Below are 21844 nucleotides of genomic sequence, written 5' to 3'. Positions count from 1 at the left end.
ACAGGCATCTCCCACCCAGCAAAATCAACCAACTTACCCCCCAACTCAACGTGCAAAGAATGCAATGGGGTGCGTTTTAAATCAGTCATATCTCTAGCCTTTCGATCAGCGAGACTGGTCACGAACGACCATGACGGTGCAATGCGCGTTGCGCACGACACGGGCCAGGTTTGGGCCAATCTCATAATTCGGAAAATCGCCTTTGGTTGACGCCATGACGATCAGATCAAAGCCGTCCTTGTAGGCCAACTTCAGGATTTCGCGGTAGACGCTGCCTTCTTCAACATGCACTTGCACGTCAGAAGCGTTGCCGTGATCCAGTATGGCCTGAACCGCATTGCGCACGTGGTCTTTGGCACCAGCGCCGTAGTTGGCAGGCAGGTTCGGTAATTGGATGATCTCGGGGATGACGGCAACCGCATGCAGTTCGGCACCGTAGAACTTCGCCTGTTCCAGTGCGACCGGCAGGGCCAGTTTCCACGAGCGGTCGTCGGTATGGTCAATAGGCAGCAGGATTTTCGTGGCCATCACGTCTCTCCTCGAGATATGGAATTCTATTTCAAAGGCGGGGGGCCGGAATGGCCCCCCGTATTCTTCAGGGCCGGATTATTCGGCAGGCGTGCCGCCCGGCTCTTCGGATTTGCCGCCCGAGGCAAAGAACTCTTTCGTCAGTTTGAAGACGATCGGGCTCAGAAGGGCCAGGGCGATCAGGTTCGGAATGGCCATCATGGCGTTCAGCGTATCCGCCAGCAGCCAGACAAAGCCCAGATCCGCGGTTGCGCCGAAGTAGATCGCGACAATCCACAGAACGCGGTACGGCATCAGGGATTTAACACCCAGAAGGAACTCGACGCATTTTTCGCCGTAGAACGACCAGCCGAGGATGGTTGTGAAGGCGAAGATCGACAGAGCGATTGCGATCAGAGCACCGCCACCCGGCAGCGACGTGGCGAATGCCAGCGAGGTCAAGGCCGCACCGGATTCACCGGAGGTCCATGCACCTGTGGAGATGATCGCCAGACCGGTGATCGAGCACACGATAATTGTGTCGATGAACGTACCCAGCATCGCGATCAGGCCCTGGTTGACCGGACCTTTGGTCTCGGCTGCCGCGTGAGCAATCGGAGCCGAACCCAGACCGGCTTCGTTCGAGAACACACCACGTGCCACACCAAAACGGATGGCGGCCCAAACGGCTGCACCTGCAAAGCCACCTTCGGCGGCGGACGGCGTGAAGGCGTAGGTGAAGACCAGTGACAGCGCGTTGCCGATCTCGCCGATATTGATGATCAGAACCAAAAGGCCTGCAACAATGTATGCAATTGCCATGGCCGGAACCAGTTTACCAGCAACCGCACCGATGCGGGTGATGCCGCCCAGAATAACGGCTGCGGTCAGGACCATCAGAACAACGCCGGTGACCGAAGTGTTCACGCCGAAGTTCGATTCCAGAACCTGGGCCACGCCGTTGGCCTGCACGCCGTTTCCGATGCCAAAGGCTGCAACTGCGCCGAACAGGGCAAATGCAACGCCCAGCCAGGCCCATTTCGCGCCGAGGCCGTTTTTGATGTAGTACATTGGGCCGCCGACAAAATTGCCCAGCTCGTCTTTTTCACGGTATTTAACCGCCAGAACAGCTTCGGCATATTTGGTGGCCATGCCCACCAGGGCGGTCATCCACATCCAGAACAAAGCGCCCGGACCGCCCAGGAAGACAGCAGTGGCCACACCGGCGATGTTGCCGGTACCAATGGTTGCCGACAGCGACGTCATCAGCGCGTTGAACGGGCTGATCTGACCATCACCTTGGCCTTCGCGGCCAGCAAACAGCAGCTTGAAGCCGGTGCCGATTTTCAGGATCGGCATGAATTTCAGCCCGACCTGCAGGAAGAAGCCGACGCCAAGGATGAGGACCAGCATCAGCGGCCCCCATACGACGCCATTGATGGCTCCTACGATTGAATTTAACGCTTCCATGGTTTCCCTCCCATTTGCGTTTGGTTTATGCCCCTTTGGCGATGGCCCGCTGGCGGGCCTGCTTGAGGGCGGCAAAATCTTCGTCGGCGTGGAACGAGGAACGTGTCAGCGGCGTCGCCGACACATGCAAAAAGCCCTTGGACCTTGCGATCTGTTCCAGTTGGGCGAACTCCTCCGGTGACCAGAACCGGTCAATTGGATGGTGTTTTGGGGTCGGCTGCAGGTATTGACCCACGGTCAGAAAATCGACCTGAGCCGCGCGCAGATCGTCCATGACCTGACGCACGTCATTCAGGCTCTCGCCCAGGCCAACCATCAAGCCGGATTTCGTAAAGATTTCTGGGTTTGCGCGCTTGGCATCATCCAGAAGTCGCAGTGAAGTATAGTAGCGTGCGCCGGGGCGAACGGTCGGGTACAGGTGCGGAACGGTTTCCAGATTGTGGTTGAACACGTCCGGGGCAGCATCGAACACCACATCCGCCGCATCGCCTTTGCCCAGAAAATCGGGGGTTAGCACCTCGACCGTGGTGCCGGGGTTCTGATGACGCACGGCACGGATGGTTTGCGCGATATGCTCGGCCCCGCCGTCTGCCAGATCATCGCGATCGACCGAGGTGATCACTACGTGGCGCAAGCCTAGTTTCATAACCGCTGCAGCAACACGGCCCGGCTCGAACAGGTCCAGTGCATTGGGGCGTCCTGTTGAGACGTTGCAGAAGGAACAGCCGCGGGTGCAGACTTCGCCCATGATCATCATGGTGGCGTGGCGCTTGGACCAGCATTCGCCGATGTTGGGGCATGCAGCCTCTTCACAAACCGTCGTCAGATTGTGGTCGCGCATCAGGCGGCGGGTCTCGTAATATTCGGGCCCGTCGACCTTTTTCTTGCGAATCCACTTGGGCTTTCGCGGGATGACGCTGTCGGCCTTTTTGGCTTTTTCCGGATGGCGGGTGCGAAGCTGGATGGTCATCTGGCTGTTCCCTCTCAGGCGTGGATTGCGCGGCCCATGGCGTCCAGGCAGGCTTCCTTGACGGCCTCGCCCATTGCCGGATGCGCATGACAGGTTGAGGCGACTTCGCCGACGGTTACGCCCTTGGTCATGGCCAGAACCAGCTCGGCGATCAGGTCACCGCCATGTGCGCCGCAGATATGCGCGCCCAGGATTTTGCCATTTGGGTCGGCCAGTACTTTGACGGCTCCGTCTGTCTCGCCAGTCGAACGCGCGCGTGAGTTGGCCATGAAGGCAAACTTGCCGACAGCGTATTCGGACCCGGCTTCTTTCAGCGCTTCCTCTGTCAAACCGACCGAAGCGACCTCGGGGTCCGTATACACAACGCCAGGAACGGTATTGTAGTCCACATGCCCGGTTTCACCGGCCAGCATTTCGACACAGGCGACGCCGTCTTCTTCGGCCTTGTGGGCAAGCATCGGGCCGGGGACACAGTCGCCAATCGCATAGATGCCGGGAACCGAGGTGCGGAACGACGTGTCCACCTGAATGAAGCCGCGCGGGTCAAGGGCTATCCGCAGATCTTCCAACCCAAGCCCGCGCGATACGGGGCGGCGTCCGACGGCGATCAGAACCTTGTCGGCTTCGATCACCTCTTCCTTGTCTTTGCCGACCCGGTCCAATGTCAGCGTCAGCCCAACGTTGGTTTTGTCGATGGTTTTCAGTGCGCGCCCCAGCTGAAACTTCAGGCCACGCTTTGACAGGGCGCGCTGTGCGAGTTTTGCTATCTCGCCGTCGATTCCGGGCAGAATGCGGTCAAGATACTCAACAACCGTGACCTTCGCGCCCAATCGGGACCAGACCTGTCCAAGTTCCAGGCCGATCACGCCAGCACCGACGACCACCAGATGTTCGGGAACAGCATCCAGCGCGATCGCTCCGGTCGAGCTTAGGATATCCTGCTCGTCAATCTCGATCCCGTTTAGCGGGGTTGGCTCGGAACCGGTGGCGATCAGGATGTTTTTGGCTTCATAAACATCGTCGCCAACTTTGACCTGCCCGTCAGAGGGGATACTGGCCCAGCCCTCAACCAGATCGACGCCGTTTTTCTTGAACAGAAACGCAATGCCCTTGGTCAGATCGCCGACGATCTTGTCCTTGCGACCCATCATCGAGCTCAGGTCGATGCTGGCCCCCTCGACAGCAATGCCATGGGAGGAGAGATGTGCAAGCTCGGCATACTTAGCCGAGGAGGTCAGCAACGCTTTGGAGGGTATGCACCCCACATTCAGACAGGTTCCGCCAAGCGAACCGCGGCCTTCAACGCAGGCGACTTTCATGCCCAGTTGTGCTGCGCGGATTGCTGCAACATATCCGCCGGGTCCGCCCCCGATGACGATTAGGTCGTAGATACTCATTGAACGGTCTTTCAGTAGATCGGGTGGCTGGCGCAGAGTGCGCGGACTTTTTCGCGGGTTTCGGCTTCGATCTTCGCGTCGCCCTCGGGGGATTGGGCCAAGGCCTCGAGCACGTCGCCGATCAGGTGACCGATCTGTTTGAACTCTTCCGGTCCAAACCCGCGGCTGCAGCCTGCTGCGGTACCCAGCCGGATACCGCTGGTCACGGTAGGTTTTTGCGGATCGCCCGGCACGCTGTTCTTGTTGCAGGTGAAACCGGCACGCTCCAGCGCGGCTTCTGCGTCTTTGCCGGTCACGCCCAGCGGGCGCAGATCGACCAGCATCAGGTGGTTTTCCGTGCCGCCCGAAACGATGTCACATCCACGCGCCATCATGACGTTTGCCAGCGCCGATGCGCTATCCGCAACGCGTTGCATGTAGTCCTTGAATTCGGGCTTTAGCGCCTCGCCAAACGCGACAGCCTTACCGGCAATCACATGCATCAAGGGGCCGCCCTGAAGGCCGGGGAATACGGCCGAATTCATCTTTTTCGCCAGCGCCTCGTCATTCGTCAGAATGATCCCGCCGCGCGGACCGCGCAGGGTTTTATGTGTGGTCGAGGTAACCACATGCGCGTGGCCGATAGGCGAGGGGTGCAGCCCGGTTGCGACCAGACCGGCGATATGTGCCATATCCGCCAGCAGCCAAGCGCCGACCTCATCCGCAATGGCGCGGAAGCGGGCGAAATCGATCTTTTGCGAATAGGCGGATGCGCCAGCGATGATCAGTTGCGGCTTTTCGGCTTTCGCCAGTTCTTCGACCTGATCATAGTCAATCAGACCGGCATCGGTCAGGCCGTACTGAACCGGGCGGAACCACTTGCCGGATTGTGCTGGTTTGGCACCGTGCGTCAGGTGGCCACCCGCATCCAGCGACATGCCCAGGATTGTGTCGCCGGGGCTGAGCAGGGCCAATTTAACAGCGCCGTTTGCCTGCGCGCCCGAATGGGGTTGAACGTTGGCGTATTCGCAGCCGAACAACTGTTTCAGACGGTCGATGGCCTCGGATTCAACTTCGTCTACAAATTCGCAGCCGCCATAGTAGCGACGGCCAGGGTACCCTTCGGCGTATTTGTTGGTCAGGACTGACCCTTGCGCGTCGATCACAGCTTGCGAGACAATATTCTCGGACGCGATCAATTCGATCTGTTCAGCCTGACGTTTGCCTTCTCGCGCAATTGACGCAGCGACAACCGGATCTGCTTCGGTAAGCGACGTTTTGAACATGGTTTCCTCCTCAGGCACCGAATCCTCAGTACGAAATTTTGTTTCCTATAGTGGAATTCGTGCAGCTAAAGCAACATATATCTCACATTTGTGAAGTTGTGTGGTTTGAGGGAATTCTGTAAACTCCGGTAAAACAGGGAGATATTTATGGGCGACGAGACTCGCGGTGATGTTTCCTCACCGGAAGATCAGGACGAAGGTGAGGTTCTGGGGCGTTCCATCCGCGATGCACGACGTGCAAAAGGCTGGACTTTGGAGGAAGCCGGACGCGCGGCGGGAATCGGTCGGTCCACCCTGTCGAAGATCGAGAACAACCAGACGCGGCCAAGTTTCGACATCGTGCGCAGGCTGACACAGGCGCTGGATATGAGCACCCCTCAGCTGTTTCTGCAGTCCGGGCAATCGGGGATTTCGGGAAGGCGCGACTTTACCCCGAAAGGTGAAGGCGAGATAAAAAGCACACCGACCTATTTGCACGAATTGCTGTGTCCCGAGCTGACCAGCAAGCGGATGCTGCCCTATATCGCGACAATCAAAGCCCGCGACCTGTCAGAGTTCGAAAACTGGATCCGGCATACGGGTGAAGAGTTCATGTATGTCATCAGTGGCGAGCTGATCTTTGTATCAGAGCATTATCGCCCGCTGCCGATGAAGGCTGGTGACTCGCTTTATTATGACAGCGGGATGGGGCACGGGTGCATTTCAACCAGTGAGGAAGACGCGAAGGTGCTGTGGGTGTCACTCGAATAAGCGCGACCCACAAGGCATGAAAAAAACGGCCCCAGCGGCCGCTTTTTGAAGTATAAGACGGTCTCTGGGTCAGGTGTGGCCCAGCACCTTGCGGGCAACGCGGAAACACTCCAGCGCTTGCGGGACGCCACAGTAGATGCCAATCACGTGGATGATGGCTCGGATTTCCTCGGGCGAGACGCCGTTGTTGATCGCACCTTTGCAGTGAATTTCCCATTCATGCATCTTCCCAAGCGCGCCGATCATGGACAGGTTCATCATCGATCGCGTTTTGGCATCGATCACGTCATCGCCCCAGCCAAACCCCCAGCACCACGCCGTCATCGCTTCTTGAAACGGGCGGGTAAAGTCATCGGCCGCCGCCAGGTTCTTTTCTACATATTCCGCACCAAGCGTGTTCTTGCGCTGCTCCAGGCCTTTCAGGAACAGGTCTTCGTCGAAAATATCAGCCATCTAAGGTCTCCGGTTCTTCATCGCTTTGCGCGGTGTTCGTAAATGCGATCATATTGTGGGTTCGTTTTGAACTGTACCCGTTCGATCCGATCCTGCAGGTCACTTTTGGGCGCACACAGATTACTCCACCCCCTCGCGCATCCATTGCTGCAAACGGGCAATCGAGTGTTCCGACATCACACCACAACCCGGGTCCAGTACGAGCGGACCGGGGCGGTAGCCGCGGGATTTCAGGCCGCGATGGACGCTTTCAACCAGATGGATGTCTTCCTCGACCGTGGTTTCACGGTCCTGTACAGCCAGTTGCCGGATCACCGCACTTTCCGAGCCGCCCTCGGTGTACCAGCCGCGCCAGACGGTGCAGTGATCGGCATCGACCGCGCGCCAGTGATAGGTGTTCAGCACATTGCCCGGGTAACACTGGAACGAGAACATCGGCCAAAGGAACCATGACTGATAATCGCCCGCGTGCGGCACAGACAGGTCGATGGGGTAGGTCATCTTGTCGAGGCTTTGGCATTCGGTCGTATGACGCAGCACGTAACCGCCGCCTGCATCGGGCTGGATGTCGTAGGTCTCGGGCTTGACCACACCTTCGGCAAAGGTCGGGTGGTTGGTCGGGCAATGATAGCACTCCGAGTAATTCTCGATACTGACCTTCCAATTGCAGTTTTCCGGGATTTCGACCCATTCCAGCGGTTCCAGATCATCGATATGCTGAACGAACGCGCGGATTTCCTCGCGCACGCCGGGATACCAGTCGTCCATCGGAGCTGCATCGTCGTCGAGATTGACGAAGATGAATCCGTTGAACACCTCGGTCCGCACCGAAGTCAGGCAGATGGCGCTGCGGTCAAAACCGGGGACGGATTTGATATTGGGTCCCGCGCGCAGCTGGCCGGACAGCTCATAGGTCCAGGCGTGATAGGGGCAGACCACGACGCGGGTGTTACCAGCACCGGTGACCATTTCATGCGCGCGGTGCTGGCACACGTTATAGAACGTGCGAATTTCGCCGTCTCGGCCCCGAATGCAGAACAGGTTTTGCCCGGCGATTTCAAAAGCAAAGTAATCGCCCGATTCCCGAACCTGCGCCACATGCCCGGCGAATTGCCATGTGCGGGCCAGAAGCCCCTGCATCTCCTGCGCGAAAATCGCGGGGTCGGTATAATACCGTGCGTCCAGTGAATGCGTCAGAGGTGCGTTCATTCGGGTTCCTCCGCGTAGAGGCCAAGCTGGTGGCGACGTTGGTGAAATCGTTCCACCCGTTCGACGATCTCATCGCTGGAAACGGCGATCACGAAAGACAGCAGCGTTTCCAGCAAGGCGATGGTCGAAACCGAGGACGGAAAGAACTGTGGTGTGTCGGCGGCAACGACAAAACCGTGCTGTGCGTTCAGGATCACCGGGCTGGCCGGGCTGTCGGAAATGCCAATGACGGTCATTCCCTGTTGCCGCGCCAGTTTGATAGCGTCGATGACTTCAGTGCGGTAGGGATGGCAGGTGATCGCGATCAGCACGTCTTGCTCATCCGCCCATGCCAGATCATCCACCGGAGTGGAACCGGGACGCGGGATGGCGTGAAACTGCTTCATGCCGGTTGAGGCCAGATAGGTGAAGTTTCGCGCGTTAGAATTGTTGACGCCAACGCCCAGTGTGAAAATCTGGCGACAATTCCAGATATCCTCGGCCGCGGCCTTCAGCTTTGCGGCGTCGATCCCGGCAAAGGTTTCTTCGATATTGCGGATCGCGGCGCCGATCATATCGGCATAGAGGCCGCCCAGTTCCCCTGACTTGCCGATGTCCTGCAACCAGCGGGCGCGGTCCGGAAATGACACACGTCCCTGCCGGATCGCATCCCGGAACGGGGCACGGAAATCTTCGTAGCCTTCGAACCCCACCTGCTGGGCCATCCGCACGAAGGTGTTCGGTTTTACTCTGGCGGCCTCGGCAATCTCGCGCACAGTAGAAACCCCAACGTCCGTTGGGTTTTCCAGCACGTAGCGCGCGGCCTTCTGCGCCTCGGGCGTCAGGGCGTCCCATTCTTCGGACAGGCGATCCAGAACAGTTGATGATACATTTGTGTCATTCATGATTGACGATGGTACATTTGTGGAATTAGCCTGTCGAGCAGAAACGCGACTCGGGAGAGGAAAAATCATGTCCGAGAAGAATCTGCCGTCCCATTCCCGCGTGGTGATTGTCGGTGGCGGCGTCATGGGGGTCGGTCTGGCCTATCATCTGGCGCACGAAGGCTGGGGCGACGACACCGTCCTGCTTGAAAAGGCTGAGTTGACCAGTGGCAGCACCTGGCACGCCGCTGGGCAGATCACGCATTCGACGTCCAGTTTTGGGTTGGGCAAATGCGTCGACTACAACATCGGTTTGTATTCCGGCCTGCTGGAGGCTGAGACCGGCCAGCCAGTGACATGGCATGGCTGTGGTTCATTCCGGTTGGCCTATACCGAGGATGAGATGGACTGGCTGCGTCACACCCTGTCTGTGGGCCGGTCGCTGGGGTTCAGCATTGAACTGGTCGGACCTGAAAAGGTGGCGGAACTGCACCCGTTCTACAATCTCGACGGCGTTCTGGGTGCACTGCACACGCCGGATGATGGACATGTGGACCCGACCAACGTCACCATGGCGATGGCAACCGGGGCGCGTCAGAAGGGCGTGCGCATCTTCCGCAATTGCCGCGCCACCAACATCACGCAGGCCGACAATGGCGAGTGGGTGGTCGAAACCGAAATGGGCGCCATTACCTGCGAGCACGTGGTGAACGCTGGCGGCACTTATGCCCGTCAGATGGGTGAGTGGTCGGGACTGCAACTGCCCATGACTTCGATGACGCACCATTATTTTGTGACGGAACCGGTGCCCGAATTCCAGAATCTGGACAAGGAACTGCCGGTGATTCGCGATGACCGCAAGGTCTCGGGCTATATCCGGATGGAGCAGCAGCGCGGCCTGATCGGGATATACGAGAAAGAGAACCCGAACTCGGTCTGGCATGATCATTGCCCCTGGGAATACGAGAACTGGCTGTTCGATGCCGATTACGACCGGGTGATGCCGTGGCTTGAAGAAAGCCTGAACCGCATGCCGATCTTTGCCGAGTTGGGCATTCAGCGCGATGTGCATGGGGCGATTTCGCATCCGCCCGATGGCAACCCTCTGATCGGGCCGGCGCCAGGTGTGCGGAATTACTGGTGCTGCTGTGGGACGCAGATCGGCATCGGCTGGGGGCCGGGTCTGACCCGCGAGTTGGCACGCTGGATGGTGCATGGCGCGGCCGATATCTCGATGCGTGAGTTCGATCCACGCAGGTTCGGAAGCTATGCGAACAAGGATTGGCAGGTGATCAAGGCTGAGGAAGACTACTGCCTGCGCCACGAGATCCCGTTCCCGCATTTAAACCGTTTGGAAGGGCGTCCGATAAAGCCGTCGCCTCTCTATGATCTGTTGAATTCCAAGGGTGCTGTACATGAAGAGGTTTATGGCTTTGAGCGCCCCCGTTGGTTCGCGCGGGATGAGGTCGAGCAGCGCGATCACCACTCCTTCCGCCGGACCCCTGCGGATGGCATGGTCGCGGCTGAGGTCAAAGCGGTGCGCGAACGCGTGGGCATCATGGACGTGACCGCCTTCACCAAGGTCGAAGTCTCGGGCCCTGATGCCTACGCGCTGTTGGACCGGCTGACCGCCAACCGGATGCCGCAAAAGGTCGGCTCAATCACGCTGACGCACATGCTAAACCGCCGTGGTCGGATCGAGTTGGAGACCACGATTGTCCGAATGGCTGAGGATCGGTTCTATCTGGTCTGCGCTGCCTTCTTTGAGCAGCGTCTGCTGGATCATCTGGCACAACAGCGCGCGGACGAGGATGTTCAGATAACCGCGCTGTCCAACGTTTGGTCCGCCCTGTCGCTGAACGGTCCGAGGGCGCGTGACGTGCTGGGACAGTGCGCAGATGCCGATCTGACCAATGCTGGCTTTCGCTGGTTGTCGGCACAGGAAATCACCATTGCCGGCCACAAAGTATGGGCCTTCCGCATGTCCTATGCCGGTGAGTTGGGGTGGGAGCTGCACATGCCCAATGCCGCCTGCCTCGATGTCTACACCGCGCTTTGGACCGCAGGCGAACCGTATGGCATCGCCGACTATGGCAGCTTTGCCATGAACGTGATGCGGATGGAGAAGGGGTTCAAGGGCGCGGGCGAGCTGACCAACGAGGTCACTTTGGCCGAGGCTGACGTGCTGCGTTTTGCCCGCTCCGACAAGGAGTATCTGGGTAAAGACAAAACCCTGAACACTGACTTGCCGTGGGTCTGCGCGTATCTGCAGATCGAGCCGGATGGTGAAATTGACGGCCACGGTGGAGAAGCAGTGATGCTGGATGGACGTGTCGTGGGCTCAACAGCCTCAGTCGTCTATGGGCACACGGTCGGCAAGATACTCGCCTTTGCGTACATCAAGCCCGAGGCTGCTGCCCCCGGCACCGAGTTACAGGTCGTTATCCACGGCCAACCCCGCGCGACCTGTGTTCTGGGCGAACCTGCTTATGATCCGCAAAGCCTGCTGCCCCGCACCGACGCTATTCTGGAGACTGCATAATGAGCTTGCCTGACAAAATGAAGGCCATGGTCACGATGGGCCATGGCGGCTTGGAACAAATGGTGCTGCACAAAGACTGGCCGCGCCCGGAACCCGCGGCGGGCGAGGTGTTGATCAAAGTCGCTGCCTGCGGGTTAAACAACACGGACGTCAATACGCGGTCCGGCTGGTACTCAAAAGCCGTGACCGATGCGACGACGGGCAGCGCGTTCGAGGAAGTCAGTGACGAGGATCCGACATGGGGCGGCGCGCCCATCACTTTTCCCCGAATCCAAGGGGCTGATATCTGCGGGGAAATCGTCGCCGTGGGCGATGGCGTCGACCCCGGGTTGATCGGTCAACGCGTCATCACCGATGGATGGCTGCGCGACCCGTCTGATCCGGGTAATAAGGACAAAACCGGCTTTTTCGGTTCGGAACGGGACGGTGGATTCGCCGAATACGCCACGACCTTGGCGGTTAACGCGGTGCCGATCCGGTCCGACCTGTCGGATGCCGAACTGGCCACGTTCTCGTGTTCCTATTCGACTGCCGAAGGCATGCTGACCCGCGCAAATGTTACTGACACTGACACGGTTCTGGTGCCCGGAGCCTCGGGCGGGGTTGGCGGTGCCTTGGTGCAACTTGCCAAACGCCGGGGTGCACGGGTGATCGCGATGGCGTCGGACGCAAAACACGCAGACGTTGCCGAACTGGGTGCCGACAAAATCTTGTCTCGTGCCCCGGAAAATCTGCGCGCGGCGCTTGGCGATGAAAAGGTCACCGTTGTGGCCGATGTGGTTGGTGGTCCCTACTGGCCAAACCTGATCGACGTTCTGGAGCGTGGCGGGCGGTACACCTGCTCGGGCGCGATAGCCGGGCCCATGGTCGGATTCGATCTGCGCACGTTCTACCTGCGTGACCTGACCTTCACCGGCTCTACCGTGATTGACCCGCAGGTGATGCGTAACATCGTTCAGTATATCGAGGCCGGTGAGATCAAGCCCGCCTTGGCCGCCTCCTATCCCCTGGAAGAGTTGCGCGAGGCACAGGCCGCTTTCATTGCCAAGCAGCACACCGGCAACATCGTGGTGATCCCATGACGATGGACGACGTTCTCGAAGCTGCCCGACAGCTGCATCAATCACATCCTGAACTTTCAGAATTCGGCGCTTGGCCTAATGACCTTACGCCAACGGATCAGGAGCCAAACCAAATCCCCGCCGTTGAACTGATTCAGCAAACTGACTTCGCGACCGGGCACGCAACGCGATCCCTTTCAGACGCGATCAGGGCAACCGCACATCTGGCGCGGTGGCAACACACCTATACTGAGGAGGAGGTCGGTGCCGATTTTCTTAACCGCTATGGCTATTATGAGCTGTTCGGCCCAACCGGGCATTTCCACTCGACCCAAATGCGCGGCTACGTCGCTTACTGGGGGGCGAGCCTGGATTATGATTGGCACAGCCATCAGGCCGAAGAACTCTATCTGATCGTAGGCGGCGGGGCGAAGTTCCGCGTCGAAGAAGACCAGACTTACGTCGGCCCCAATCAGACACGGCATCACCGAAGCTGGCAGAGCCACGCGATGACAACAACCGACGAGCCAATTCTGGCTTTCGTTCTTTGGCGAGGACAAGGATTGAACGACTTGCCACAAATGGATGCGGCATGAAAACCATTCCGATACCTATCTGGCCATCCCAATGTGGGCATGCCTGTGTTGCGAAATGGCCCAGTAGCCCGATTGAGGAGTTCCGTCTATGAGACCGCAAGCCGAAGCCACTCAGATGATTGATGACGCCCGCGTGCGTGTGACGCGATTTGACTTTGCACCGGGGGCCGAAACGGGATGGCATCGCCACGCAATGGACTACGTCATCACCGCCATAACCGATTGCCATATGCGGCTGGAACTGCCCGATGGTTTGGTCAATGAAGTAACGGTTGCTGCGGGAGTAACTTATCGCCGCGACGAGGGTGTCGAACACAACGTGATCAATGCCGGGGACGCGCCGATGACCTTTGTTGAAGTGGAACTGAAATGAAAATCACTCGTCTTTCAGTCTACCATGTCGACCTACCGCTTGAGCATCCGTATTGGTTGTCTGGCGGGCGGTTGAAGTTTGAAACGCTCGACGCAACGATTGTAAAGATCGAAACCGATTCAGGTCTGACCGGTTGGGGCGAGGGTACTCCGTGGGGCCACACATATGTTCCAGCCCACGGTCCGGGTATTCGCGCCGGAATTCAGACGATGGCACCGTTCATTCTGGGCCTTGATCCGCGTCGGGTGCTGGATGTCGAACGGGCGATGGATATCGCTCTGCCAGGCCACCTCTATGCCAAAAGCCCCATTGATATGGCTTGCTGGGATATTGCGGGTCAGGCCGCCGGTCTGCCAATTGCCGATCTGATGGGCGGCGGGTCTCGCACGCCGCGCCCGATTGCCTCGTCGGTCGGTGCGAAGACCGTCGAAGAAACGCGCGAAGTGATGGAGCGCTATCGCAGCCGAGGCTACGTTGCGCATTCGGTTAAAATCGGTGGGGATGTAGAACGCGACATTGCCCGCGTCCGTGACGTGGAAAGCATCCGACGCCCCGGCGAGATCGTCCTTTATGACGTCAACCGTGGCTGGACCCGGCAGCAAGCCCTGCGGGTGATGAGCGCCTGTGAGGATCTGAACGTGATGTTTGAACAGCCCTGCGAGTCGCTGGACGATATCGCCGCGATTTCGGGCCGCCACGCCTCACCCGTTTCAGTGGATGAAAGTCTTGTAACCCTGCAAGACGCCGCCCGCATTGCCCGCGAAGGGTTGGCTGAGGTGTTCGGAATAAAGCTGAACCGTGTCGGTGGCCTGACCAAGGCGGCACGGATGCGGGACATCGCGTTGGCGCATGGAATCGACATGTTCGTGATGGCCACCGGTGGTTCGGTTCTGGCCGATACTGAGGCGCTGCATCTGGCGGCCACCATTCCGGACGATAATTGTCACGCGGTCTGGGCGTGCCAGGATATGATCACCGTCGATGTCGCTGGTGGGCGAGGCTCCCGCAATATCGACGGCCACCTGCATTTGCCGGAAACGCCGGGACTTGGTGTGCACCCTGACGAAGATGCGTTGGGCGATCCCGTTGGGGTTTATCATTGAGGGTCATCAGGATAACGCTCTGGGCCGTCGATCTGACGAGTCATGAGACCTATCACATGGCTGAGGGTAAGACCTGCGCGACCGTGACCTCTCATATCCTGTGCCTTCAGACAGATACAGGCCTGAAGGGTTGGGGCGAGGTCTGCCCGATCCCGCATTACCTGCCAGCGTTTGCGGGCGGAGTGCCGGGCGCAGTGACAGAGATGGGCCGCGAGATTCTGGGCATGTCCCCCTTCGGGGTAGATGCGCCGATGCGAAAGCTGGACGGGTTCCTGCAGGGGCATCTCTATGCCAAGTCCCTCGTCGACATCGCGCTTTGGGATTTGTTCGGGCAGGCAACGGGCCAGCCGGTCTATGCGCTGCTGGGCGGGCGGACGCGGAAGGACATGCCGCTGTACCACTCGATCACCTGCGTCGCGCCGGATGATATGGCGCGGATCGCCAAGACGGCCTACCAGACCGGCATTCGCCAGTTTCAGGTCAAGCTAGGGGTCGAAGGCGACTGGCAGGCCGACGCCGAGCGTTTGACCAAAGTGCGCGAGGCCGTGGGACCGGGGCCTCTGGTTTATGGCGACTGGAACTGCGGTGCTTCACGCTTGCAAGCTACGCGAACGGGCAGGGCGGTGGCCCACTTGGATGTGATGCTGGAACAGCCCTGCAAAACACTTGAGGACTGTGCGGCGGTTCGACAGGCCACTGGCTTACCTATGAAGATCGACGAGAATGCCCATGATCTGGCATCACTACGGCGCGCGCATGAGTTGGGCTGCATGGATGCTGTTGCGCTCAAGCTTTCGAAGTTCGGCGGGTTGTCGGCCATGCGCCGGGCGCGTGATCTGACCGTGCATTTCGGGGCTGAGATTTGTGCCGAATGTACCTGGGGCTCGGATTTAGTCACCGCAGCGTCGCTGCATTTTGCGGCCTCGACCCCGCACGGGTCACTGATGAATACATGTGACCTGTCATCTTATGTGGCGCCTCGCATTTGCCCCGACGCACCAAACCGTGAAAACGGCCGGATTGCCCCGCCCGACGGGCCGGGGTTAGGTGTTGTGCCAGACCCAGAGGTTCTTGGTCCGCCAATTTTGGAGATCGTTTGAGATGCTGAAAATCAACACCCAATCCGAATGGATCGCCCGCGCGAATGAGGTACTGCCCGCCGGTGGGTTTGGTAATTTCGATCCCGGTATCATCATCGCGCGCGGTGAGGGCAGCCATGTCTGGGATGAGGATGGCAACGAATATGTGGACTACCTGATCGGTTCGGGCCCGATGCTGCTGGGCCATGGTCACCCCGAGGTCATGGAAGCCGTGCTGGAACAGCTGCCCAAGGGTATGACTTTCTTTGCCAACAACGCCCGGGGCATCGAACTGGCCGAGGCCATCGTTGACGCGGTGCCGTGTTGCGAGCAGGTCCGCTTTGTCGCTGCGGGGGGGGAGGCTGATATGTACGCCATTCGTCTGGCCCGTGCCTATACTGGCCGTAGCAAGATCCTGAAATTCGAAGGCGGCTATCACGGGATGAGCGCCGAGGCACAGATGAGCCTGGCCCCCAGCCGCCACGTCAACTTCCCCCAACCTGTCCCGGACAGCGCGGGCATTCCCGACAGTGTGGCTGAGCAGATGCTGATCGCGCCCTTCAATGATCTTGATGCGGTGGCCAATCTACTGGCCGAGCATGATGACGTTGCCGCGATCATGGTTGAGCCGTTGCAACGAATTGTCCCTCCGGCACCCGGATACCTTCAGGGGTTGCGCGATCTTTGCGACAAGCACAATGTTCTGCTGATTTTCGATGAAATCGTCACCGGATTCCGTTTGGCATATGGCGGTGCGCAAGAGAAATATGGCGTGACGCCCGACATCTGCACCTTGGGCAAAATCATCGGCGGCGGCTTCCCTTTGGCCGCGCTGGGCGCAAGCGCTGAGATCATGCAGCATTTCGACAAAGCGAAAGTTGGCGAGGAAGGCTGGCTGATGCAGTTGGGCACGCTGTCGGGTAACCCCGTCGCTTCGGCTGCCGGGTTGAAGACAATGGAGGTTTTGCGGCGCGACGGCATGTATGACCATCTGCGTGAAATCGGCGCCGAGCTTCAGCAGATGCAGATGGATGCTCTGACCGGGGCTGGCATTCCGCATCAAATCTGCGGGGACGAAACCCTATTCGACATCTATTTCACCGATACGGACTGTCGTGATTACCGCAGCGCCAAACATGACGACCCCCGACGAAACGCTGTCTACAACGATTCGCTGCGCGCACACGGGATTTTCAAAGCCCCCGGCAAACTCTATCCGTCTCTGGCTGTGACCCAAGCAGATCTGGATCAGACGCGGATGGCCGTTGAGAAAGCGGTTCAGGCGATCAGCGCAGCCTGAGGGTCAAAAAGGCCATAAAAGTAAGCGGGCCGCTGTCATTTCTGACAGCGGCCCTAACTGGTTGGATTTCAGGGTCTGGTCTCGCCCCCTCGAATACCACTTAAAAGAGAACGGACTAAAAGAACTTTCGACTATTTCGAGACCGACCCGACTTCACAACCGGTATGAATACTTTATGCACCATCGACGGTGCTGTCTCAGTGAAGTAGTTCACTTTTCATAAACTTTTTTATTTCTTCCAATCAAAAAAGCCTGGGCCTGCCTGTTTCAGCAGGGATTCTGCCATGGCGCGACCTATTTCCGGGCCATCTGCGACCGACCCAGTGGTGTCCTCGGATATGGATTCGGACCCGTCGGGGCGCAAAACCTCACCGCGCAGGCGTAGTTGATCACCTTTTTTTTCTGCCAAACCCGCGATCGGCGTTTCGCAAGAGCCGTCCAAAGCGGCCAGCAACGCGCGTTCTGCTGCCAATCGCTGCGCGGTCTCAGCATGGTGGATGGCCTCGAGCATTTCGGCCGCACGGGAATCATCGCCACGGCGTTCGATGCCGATCGTGCCTTGGGCGATGGCGGGCAGCATATCTTCGACGGCGATGGCGGTTGCGGGAGCCTCCTCCATATTCAGACGCCGGATGCCGGCCATGGCCAGAAACGTGCAATCGGCCACACCATCTGCCAGCTTCTTGAGGCGCGTTTGAACATTGCCCCGAAACTCGACCACGTTCAGGTCCGGTCGACGGTTCAACAATTGTGCCCGCCGCCGCAGCGATGAGGTGCCCACAACTGCACCCTGCGTGAGGTCACGGATCGAACTCAGGCTGGGTGAGATAAAGGCGTCGCGCACATCTTCGCGCGGCAGAAACGTGTCCAGGACAAGACCTTTTGGCTGTTCAACCGGCATGTCCTTGGTTGAATGCACCGCGATGTCGATATCTCCGCGCAGCATCGCCTCTTCGATTTCCTTGGTGAACAGGCCCTTGTTGCCAATCTCTTTCAGCGGGCGGTCCGCATCAATCATGGCGCGGTTGTCACCGGTGGTCTTGATCACCACAATCTCAAACGCGTCTTCGGGCAGATCAAAGGCTTTGCCCAGTCGCTCTCGGGTTTCATAAGCTTGCGCCAGCGCCAGCGGTGAGCCACGAGTGCCGATTTTGAGCGGTGATGCGGGGGTTGGCAGGGTCAGTGTCATGTGCACAGCTTTAGTCGCGTCACATTGCCCTGACAATGGGGGCAGACCTTGACAAATTGACGCCGAAGGCAGACCCGTTTGCCGCAAACCAGACGAGTGGGGACAAAGATGGCCGAGACAAAGAAACTGCTGCGGGCGCTGGCTGGCGAAGTACAGGACGTGCCACCAATCTGGATGATGCGGCAGGCGGGGCGTTATTTGCCGGAGTACCGCGCAACCCGGGCGCAGGCCGGGGACTTTTTGTCTTTGTGTTATAACCCCGAGTTGGCGGCCGAGGTGACGTTACAGCCGATCCGCCGCTATGGCTTTGACGCGGCTATCCTGTTTGCTGACATTCTGTTGGTGCCGCAAGCTCTGGGTGCGGATCTGTGGTTTGTCACAGGTGAGGGGCCGCGGTTGTCGACGATCACTCAGCAATCCGATTTCGATGCGCTGAAACCGGTATCGGATATCCATGAAACCCTGTCGCCGGTGTACGAAACTGTCCGAATCCTTTCGCGAGAATTGCCATCCGAGACCACCCTTATCGGGTTCGCAGGCGCGCCATGGACGGTTGCGACCTACATGATCGCCGGTCGCGGCACGCCAGATCAGGGACCGGCTCATGCGCTGCGCGAGGAAAACACCGCCCTGTTCGAAGCGCTGCTGGAGCGGATCACGCTGGCCACCATCGAATATCTTTCGGCCCAAATCGAGGCCGGGGCCGAGGTGGTGAAGATTTTCGACAGCTGGGCCGGGTCGCTGAAGGGCGATGCCTTTCAAAAATATGCGGTCGAGCCTTGCCGTGTGATCACGCAGGCCATCAAGCAGCGCCATCCGGGCATCCCGGTGATCGGTTTCCCGCGCGAGGCAGGTGATGGTTACATAGGTTTTGCCAAGACCACCGGCGTGGATTGCGTTGCGCTGGACAACTCCGTGTCGCCGGATTGGGCGGTCGAGCATGTGCAGGTGGATGGCTGCGTTCAGGGCAATCTGGCCTCGTCACACATGGTGACCGGCGGACAGGCGCTGGTGGATGAGACGCGTCAGATTGTCGAGGCGTTCTCGAAAGGACCGCATATCTTTAATCTGGGCCACGGGATCACGCCAGATGCCGATCCTGAAAACGTTCAACTGATGATCGACACGGTGCGGTCGTGGCGGGACGCGTAGAGGGGCCAGCCCCTCTTGGATTTCGGCCAACTCACCCAGGGAAAATTTTAGCGAGGTGAAGGGTCAGGAGACGCGTTGGTGGACAGCTGATCCAGAATTTCCTGCCTGTGTTCGCCTCGGCGTGGGCTGGTTTTGGGCTGCCATGTCTCGGTCGAAAAGCGGGGCGCGGCCGCAGCCTGCAGCGCTCCGTCATGGTCGATCCAGGTATGGCGCGCGGCGTTCATGGGATGGGCTTGCGCCTCGACCGGGTCGAGTACGGGGGCGACGCAGGCGTCGGAACCTTGGAATATATCGGCCCAGTGGGCGCGGGGTTTGCTGGCGAATATGTCGGTGAGCCGTTGCGTGAGTTTGGGCCAAAGTGCCGGAACATATTGGTTTTTGAATTCGGTATCGTTGGTGAGGCCCAGTTTTTGCAGGAATTCGGCGTAGAACTTGGGCTCAAGACACTGGACGGACATGAAGCCCCCGTCCAGGCACACGTAAGTGCGGCTCCAATGTGGGCCATCCAGCAGGCTTTGACCGCGCGCTTCTGACAGGTTTCCGGTTTGGCGCATACTCATCAACAAGTTCATCATGTGGGCCGATCCGTCATAAATGGCGGCATCAACCACGGTACCCTGTCCGGTCCGCTGCGCGTTGAGAAGCCCGGCAAGAATACCGGCAACTAGATACATGGCACCGCCGCCTATATCCCCGACCAGGGTCGCCGGGGTCTGCGGGGGCTGGCCCGCTGCTGATGCATACCACAATGCCCCGGACAATGAGATGTAGTTCAGATCGTGCCCTGCAGTTTCAGACAACGGGCTGTTCTGACCCCATCCGGTCATGCGACCATAGACCAGTTTGGGGTTCGACGCGTTGAACGTGTCGGGACCCAGTCCCAGTTTTTCCATCACGCCGGGGCGGAACCCTTCGATTAGCGCATCGGCCGAGGCGATCAGACGCCTTGCGATGTCCAGATCGGCGGCATCCTTCAGATTCAAGTCAATCGAGCGTTTTCCGCGATCCAGGACGGATTGCTCGGGCATACCCGGTACGGCAGGCTGGTCTTTGCGGTGGATCGTAATGACGTCCGCCCCCAGATCGGCCAGCAGCATGGCGGCGAACGGACCTGGCCCCAAACCTTCAATTTCAATGATCCGTATTCCGCTGAGCATGAGCCCTCTCCTTTCTGCGCAGGTTTTCGGGGATGCCCGGGGATTGCAAGCCCGGATTCTGCTGACTTGCCAGATGGTCACGCGATCCTTAGCGTTCCAAACGGGATGGAGAGCGAGGCTCGGATGCGGTTGTGGTTCCTTTTTGGTAGCGCCGTTGCGCTGGCGGTGTTGGTAGGCGTGTTTTCGCGCCTGCATCCCCCTGGCAGTATGATGTTGGCGGCGGGTCCAGAAGGCGGCGCTTATGAAACGGTTGCGCGAGACTACGCCGAAATTCTGGCGCGCGATGATATTCAACTGGAAATACTGGATACCGCTGGTTCGGTCGAAAATGCTGAACTGCTTAGTGCGGGCGATGTCGACGCTGCGTTTCTACAAGGCGGTATCCGGGTTGATCCCAAAAAGGCTGAGGCCGTCGGGGCAGCGTTTTTTGAACCCATCATCTTTTTGGTCAACGAAGGCGCAACAATCCCAAAGAACCCCGCCTTGTGGACCGGTTTAAGGATCAACAGCGGCGCACCAGGCTCAGGTACGGCTGCGGCTTTTCGGGATTTCGAAAAGGCGGTCGGCTTGAATGAGGGGGATAATATACATTTCTCAATCCCCTATGCAAAAGCCGCGGCCGCTTTGTTGGACGGGGATTTGGATATCGCCGTCTATGTTGCGCCCATCGAAGCTCCCTATCTGAAGGCCGCATATGCAGAGCCGGGGCTTCGCGTGCTGGCGCTGGATCATGTTCAGGCGATCTCGCGGCGGTTGGAATACGCGACGGTGGTGACAGTTCCGGCGGGAGGAATGTCGTTGGACCCAGTTCTTCCGCCGCGACCGGTAGAGTTGATAGCGATCGAAGCCCGTCTGGTCGTGCGACCGGATTTGCACCCTGCGCTGATCAACCGTCTGACGATGGCGGCGATTGAATTGCACAGTGCCCGCGGAATTATCGCCGATCCGGGGGCATTCCCCAACCTCGAAGGTGCAGGGATGACTATCAACAATACGGCTCGGCAGCTAATTGTTGATGGTCCTTCGACATGGCATAATTGGCTGCCCTATTGGATCGCGGCACAGATTAACCGGGTTCTTTTGCTGTTGCTGCCGTTCTTTTTCATTGTCGTGCCTCTGATCCGGCTTGTGCCTATGGCCTATGCCTACGCGATGCGGTGGCGGGTTTGGCAGCACTACCCCGAAATCCGGGAAATTGAGGAGGAACTGGCCAACAATCCCGGTGTCAACGAGCTGCGCGAGATGCAGGCGCATCTGAACGCCCTAGATGAACGCCTCGCAACGTTGCGGCTGCCCGCGGCCTATCGGCAAGGACTGTACGATGCGCGGTTGCATGTCGAACTTGTACAAAAACGGGTGGCCGAATTGCAGCAGCATAGTCAGACCTGACCAAGCTGCGCGCCCACAA

20 protein-coding genes are annotated in these 21844 nt (G+C 58.9%); 10 read left to right on the top strand and 10 right to left on the bottom strand.

What is annotated here, in order from left to right:
- Nucleotides 1-105: 105 nt before the first annotated feature.
- From AC2FD9_RS16065 to glyA, 5 genes are all read right to left on the bottom strand, one after another.
- Nucleotides 106-528, bottom strand: a complete 423-nt coding sequence (locus AC2FD9_RS16065; protein ID WP_058273652.1) for a universal stress protein — start codon at nt 526-528, stop codon at nt 106-108.
- Between the two features lie 78 nt (nt 529-606).
- Nucleotides 607-1977, bottom strand: a complete 1371-nt coding sequence (locus AC2FD9_RS16060) for an alanine/glycine:cation symporter family protein (RefSeq protein WP_108860658.1) — start codon at nt 1975-1977, stop codon at nt 607-609.
- A gap of 25 nt (nt 1978-2002) precedes the next feature.
- Complete coding sequence (gene lipA / locus AC2FD9_RS16055) at nt 2003-2947, bottom strand: lipoyl synthase (protein WP_496837810.1); 945 nt, start codon at nt 2945-2947, stop codon at nt 2003-2005.
- 14 nt (nt 2948-2961) lie between these two features.
- The gene (gene lpdA / locus AC2FD9_RS16050) at nt 2962-4344 is read right to left on the bottom strand and encodes a dihydrolipoyl dehydrogenase (RefSeq protein WP_496837809.1); all 1383 of its coding nucleotides are present in this window, start codon (nt 4342-4344) and stop codon (nt 2962-2964) included.
- Between the two features lie 11 nt (nt 4345-4355).
- A complete protein-coding gene (gene glyA / locus AC2FD9_RS16045) occupies nt 4356-5609 on the bottom strand; it encodes a serine hydroxymethyltransferase (RefSeq protein WP_496837807.1) in 1254 nt (417 codons plus the stop codon).
- Nucleotides 5610-5756: 147 nt separating this feature from the next.
- On the opposite strand from glyA, the gene AC2FD9_RS16040 reads away from it, so the two are divergent.
- Nucleotides 5757-6359: a helix-turn-helix domain-containing protein gene (locus tag AC2FD9_RS16040; protein WP_058273647.1), complete on the top strand. Its 603-nt coding sequence runs from the start codon at nt 5757-5759 to the stop codon at nt 6357-6359.
- A 69-nt stretch (nt 6360-6428) separates the two neighbouring features.
- Here the strand turns inward: AC2FD9_RS16040 and AC2FD9_RS16035 are convergent, their stop codons facing one another.
- From AC2FD9_RS16035 to AC2FD9_RS16025, 3 genes are all read right to left on the bottom strand, one after another.
- Nucleotides 6429-6812, bottom strand: coding sequence for a carboxymuconolactone decarboxylase family protein (locus tag AC2FD9_RS16035; RefSeq protein WP_058273646.1), 384 nt, complete (start codon nt 6810-6812; stop codon nt 6429-6431).
- Between the two features lie 120 nt (nt 6813-6932).
- Complete coding sequence (locus AC2FD9_RS16030; RefSeq protein WP_496837804.1) at nt 6933-8021, bottom strand: aromatic ring-hydroxylating oxygenase subunit alpha; 1089 nt, start codon at nt 8019-8021, stop codon at nt 6933-6935.
- Nucleotides 8018-8905, bottom strand: coding sequence for a MurR/RpiR family transcriptional regulator (locus AC2FD9_RS16025; protein WP_282169878.1), 888 nt, complete (start codon nt 8903-8905; stop codon nt 8018-8020). Before AC2FD9_RS16025 ends, AC2FD9_RS16030 begins: the two co-directional genes overlap by 4 nt.
- A 67-nt stretch (nt 8906-8972) precedes the next feature.
- On the opposite strand from AC2FD9_RS16025, the gene AC2FD9_RS16020 reads away from it, so the two are divergent.
- The 7 genes from AC2FD9_RS16020 (at nt 8973) to AC2FD9_RS15990 (ending at nt 16938) form a co-directional block, all read left to right on the top strand.
- A complete protein-coding gene (locus AC2FD9_RS16020; RefSeq protein ID WP_496837802.1) occupies nt 8973-11426 on the top strand; it encodes an FAD-dependent oxidoreductase in 2454 nt (817 codons plus the stop codon).
- Nucleotides 11426-12508: an alcohol dehydrogenase family protein gene (locus AC2FD9_RS16015; protein ID WP_496837800.1), complete on the top strand. Its 1083-nt coding sequence runs from the start codon at nt 11426-11428 to the stop codon at nt 12506-12508. The genes AC2FD9_RS16020 and AC2FD9_RS16015 overlap by 1 nt, the downstream gene beginning before the upstream one ends.
- Nucleotides 12505-13083, top strand: a complete 579-nt coding sequence (locus tag AC2FD9_RS16010; RefSeq protein ID WP_496837798.1) for a dimethylsulfonioproprionate lyase family protein — start codon at nt 12505-12507, stop codon at nt 13081-13083. The genes AC2FD9_RS16015 and AC2FD9_RS16010 overlap by 4 nt, the downstream gene beginning before the upstream one ends.
- 88 nt (nt 13084-13171) lie before the next feature.
- On the top strand, nt 13172-13456 hold the full coding sequence (locus AC2FD9_RS16005; protein ID WP_496727263.1) for a cupin domain-containing protein: 285 nt from the start codon (nt 13172-13174) through the stop codon (nt 13454-13456).
- Nucleotides 13453-14559 carry a mandelate racemase/muconate lactonizing enzyme family protein gene (locus tag AC2FD9_RS16000; RefSeq protein WP_496837796.1) on the top strand — a complete coding sequence of 369 codons (1107 nt, stop codon included), beginning with the start codon at nt 13453-13455 and terminating at the stop codon, nt 14557-14559. The genes AC2FD9_RS16005 and AC2FD9_RS16000 overlap by 4 nt, the downstream gene beginning before the upstream one ends.
- Nucleotides 14556-15659: a mandelate racemase/muconate lactonizing enzyme family protein gene (locus tag AC2FD9_RS15995; RefSeq protein ID WP_496837794.1), complete on the top strand. Its 1104-nt coding sequence runs from the start codon at nt 14556-14558 to the stop codon at nt 15657-15659. Before AC2FD9_RS16000 ends, AC2FD9_RS15995 begins: the two co-directional genes overlap by 4 nt.
- A 1-nt stretch (nt 15660) precedes the next feature.
- Entirely contained in the window at nt 15661-16938 is a 1278-nt protein-coding gene (locus tag AC2FD9_RS15990) for an aspartate aminotransferase family protein (protein ID WP_496837793.1), read from the top strand.
- 229 nt (nt 16939-17167) lie between these two features.
- On the opposite strand, the gene hemC is transcribed toward AC2FD9_RS15990, so the two are convergent.
- Nucleotides 17168-18127 carry a hydroxymethylbilane synthase gene (gene hemC, locus AC2FD9_RS15985; protein WP_282152556.1) on the bottom strand — a complete coding sequence of 320 codons (960 nt, stop codon included), beginning with the start codon at nt 18125-18127 and terminating at the stop codon, nt 17168-17170.
- Nucleotides 18128-18235: 108 nt separating this feature from the next.
- Here hemC and hemE point away from each other — a divergent pair, with 108 nt between their 5' ends.
- Nucleotides 18236-19279 carry a uroporphyrinogen decarboxylase gene (gene hemE / locus AC2FD9_RS15980; RefSeq protein ID WP_496761069.1) on the top strand — a complete coding sequence of 348 codons (1044 nt, stop codon included), beginning with the start codon at nt 18236-18238 and terminating at the stop codon, nt 19277-19279.
- Between the two features lie 47 nt (nt 19280-19326).
- Here the strand turns inward: hemE and AC2FD9_RS15975 are convergent, their stop codons facing one another.
- Complete coding sequence (locus AC2FD9_RS15975) at nt 19327-20436, bottom strand: CaiB/BaiF CoA transferase family protein (RefSeq protein ID WP_496837790.1); 1110 nt, start codon at nt 20434-20436, stop codon at nt 19327-19329.
- 66 nt (nt 20437-20502) lie between these two features.
- Here AC2FD9_RS15975 and AC2FD9_RS15970 point away from each other — a divergent pair, with 66 nt between their 5' ends.
- Nucleotides 20503-21825, top strand: coding sequence for a TAXI family TRAP transporter solute-binding subunit (locus AC2FD9_RS15970; protein WP_496738699.1), 1323 nt, complete (start codon nt 20503-20505; stop codon nt 21823-21825).
- Nucleotides 21826-21844: the final 19 nt, after the last annotated feature.

The organism is Ruegeria sp. YTSC230, from assembly GCF_059609665.1.
This window is presented reverse-complemented; position numbering and strand designations above follow the sequence as displayed.

Coding starts and splice junctions, on each gene's coding strand:
- AC2FD9_RS16065 (WP_058273652.1), bottom strand. CDS start 528: ATGGCCACGAAAATCCTGCTGCCTATTGACCATACCGACGACCGCTCG.
- AC2FD9_RS16060 (WP_108860658.1), bottom strand. CDS start 1,977: ATGGAAGCGTTAAATTCAATCGTAGGAGCCATCAATGGCGTCGTATGG.
- lipA (WP_496837810.1), bottom strand. CDS start 2,947: ATGACCATCCAGCTTCGCACCCGCCATCCGGAAAAAGCCAAAAAGGCC.
- lpdA (WP_496837809.1), bottom strand. CDS start 4,344: ATGAGTATCTACGACCTAATCGTCATCGGGGGCGGACCCGGCGGATAT.
- glyA (WP_496837807.1), bottom strand. CDS start 5,609: ATGTTCAAAACGTCGCTTACCGAAGCAGATCCGGTTGTCGCTGCGTCA.
- AC2FD9_RS16040 (WP_058273647.1), top strand. CDS start 5,757: ATGGGCGACGAGACTCGCGGTGATGTTTCCTCACCGGAAGATCAGGAC.
- AC2FD9_RS16035 (WP_058273646.1), bottom strand. CDS start 6,812: ATGGCTGATATTTTCGACGAAGACCTGTTCCTGAAAGGCCTGGAGCAG.
- AC2FD9_RS16030 (WP_496837804.1), bottom strand. CDS start 8,021: ATGAACGCACCTCTGACGCATTCACTGGACGCACGGTATTATACCGAC.
- AC2FD9_RS16025 (WP_282169878.1), bottom strand. CDS start 8,905: ATGAATGACACAAATGTATCATCAACTGTTCTGGATCGCCTGTCCGAA.
- AC2FD9_RS16020 (WP_496837802.1), top strand. CDS start 8,973: ATGTCCGAGAAGAATCTGCCGTCCCATTCCCGCGTGGTGATTGTCGGT.
- AC2FD9_RS16015 (WP_496837800.1), top strand. CDS start 11,426: ATGAGCTTGCCTGACAAAATGAAGGCCATGGTCACGATGGGCCATGGC.
- AC2FD9_RS16010 (WP_496837798.1), top strand. CDS start 12,505: ATGACGATGGACGACGTTCTCGAAGCTGCCCGACAGCTGCATCAATCA.
- AC2FD9_RS16005 (WP_496727263.1), top strand. CDS start 13,172: ATGAGACCGCAAGCCGAAGCCACTCAGATGATTGATGACGCCCGCGTG.
- AC2FD9_RS16000 (WP_496837796.1), top strand. CDS start 13,453: ATGAAAATCACTCGTCTTTCAGTCTACCATGTCGACCTACCGCTTGAG.
- AC2FD9_RS15990 (WP_496837793.1), top strand. CDS start 15,661: ATGCTGAAAATCAACACCCAATCCGAATGGATCGCCCGCGCGAATGAG.
- hemC (WP_282152556.1), bottom strand. CDS start 18,127: ATGACACTGACCCTGCCAACCCCCGCATCACCGCTCAAAATCGGCACT.
- hemE (WP_496761069.1), top strand. CDS start 18,236: ATGGCCGAGACAAAGAAACTGCTGCGGGCGCTGGCTGGCGAAGTACAG.
- AC2FD9_RS15975 (WP_496837790.1), bottom strand. CDS start 20,436: ATGCTCAGCGGAATACGGATCATTGAAATTGAAGGTTTGGGGCCAGGT.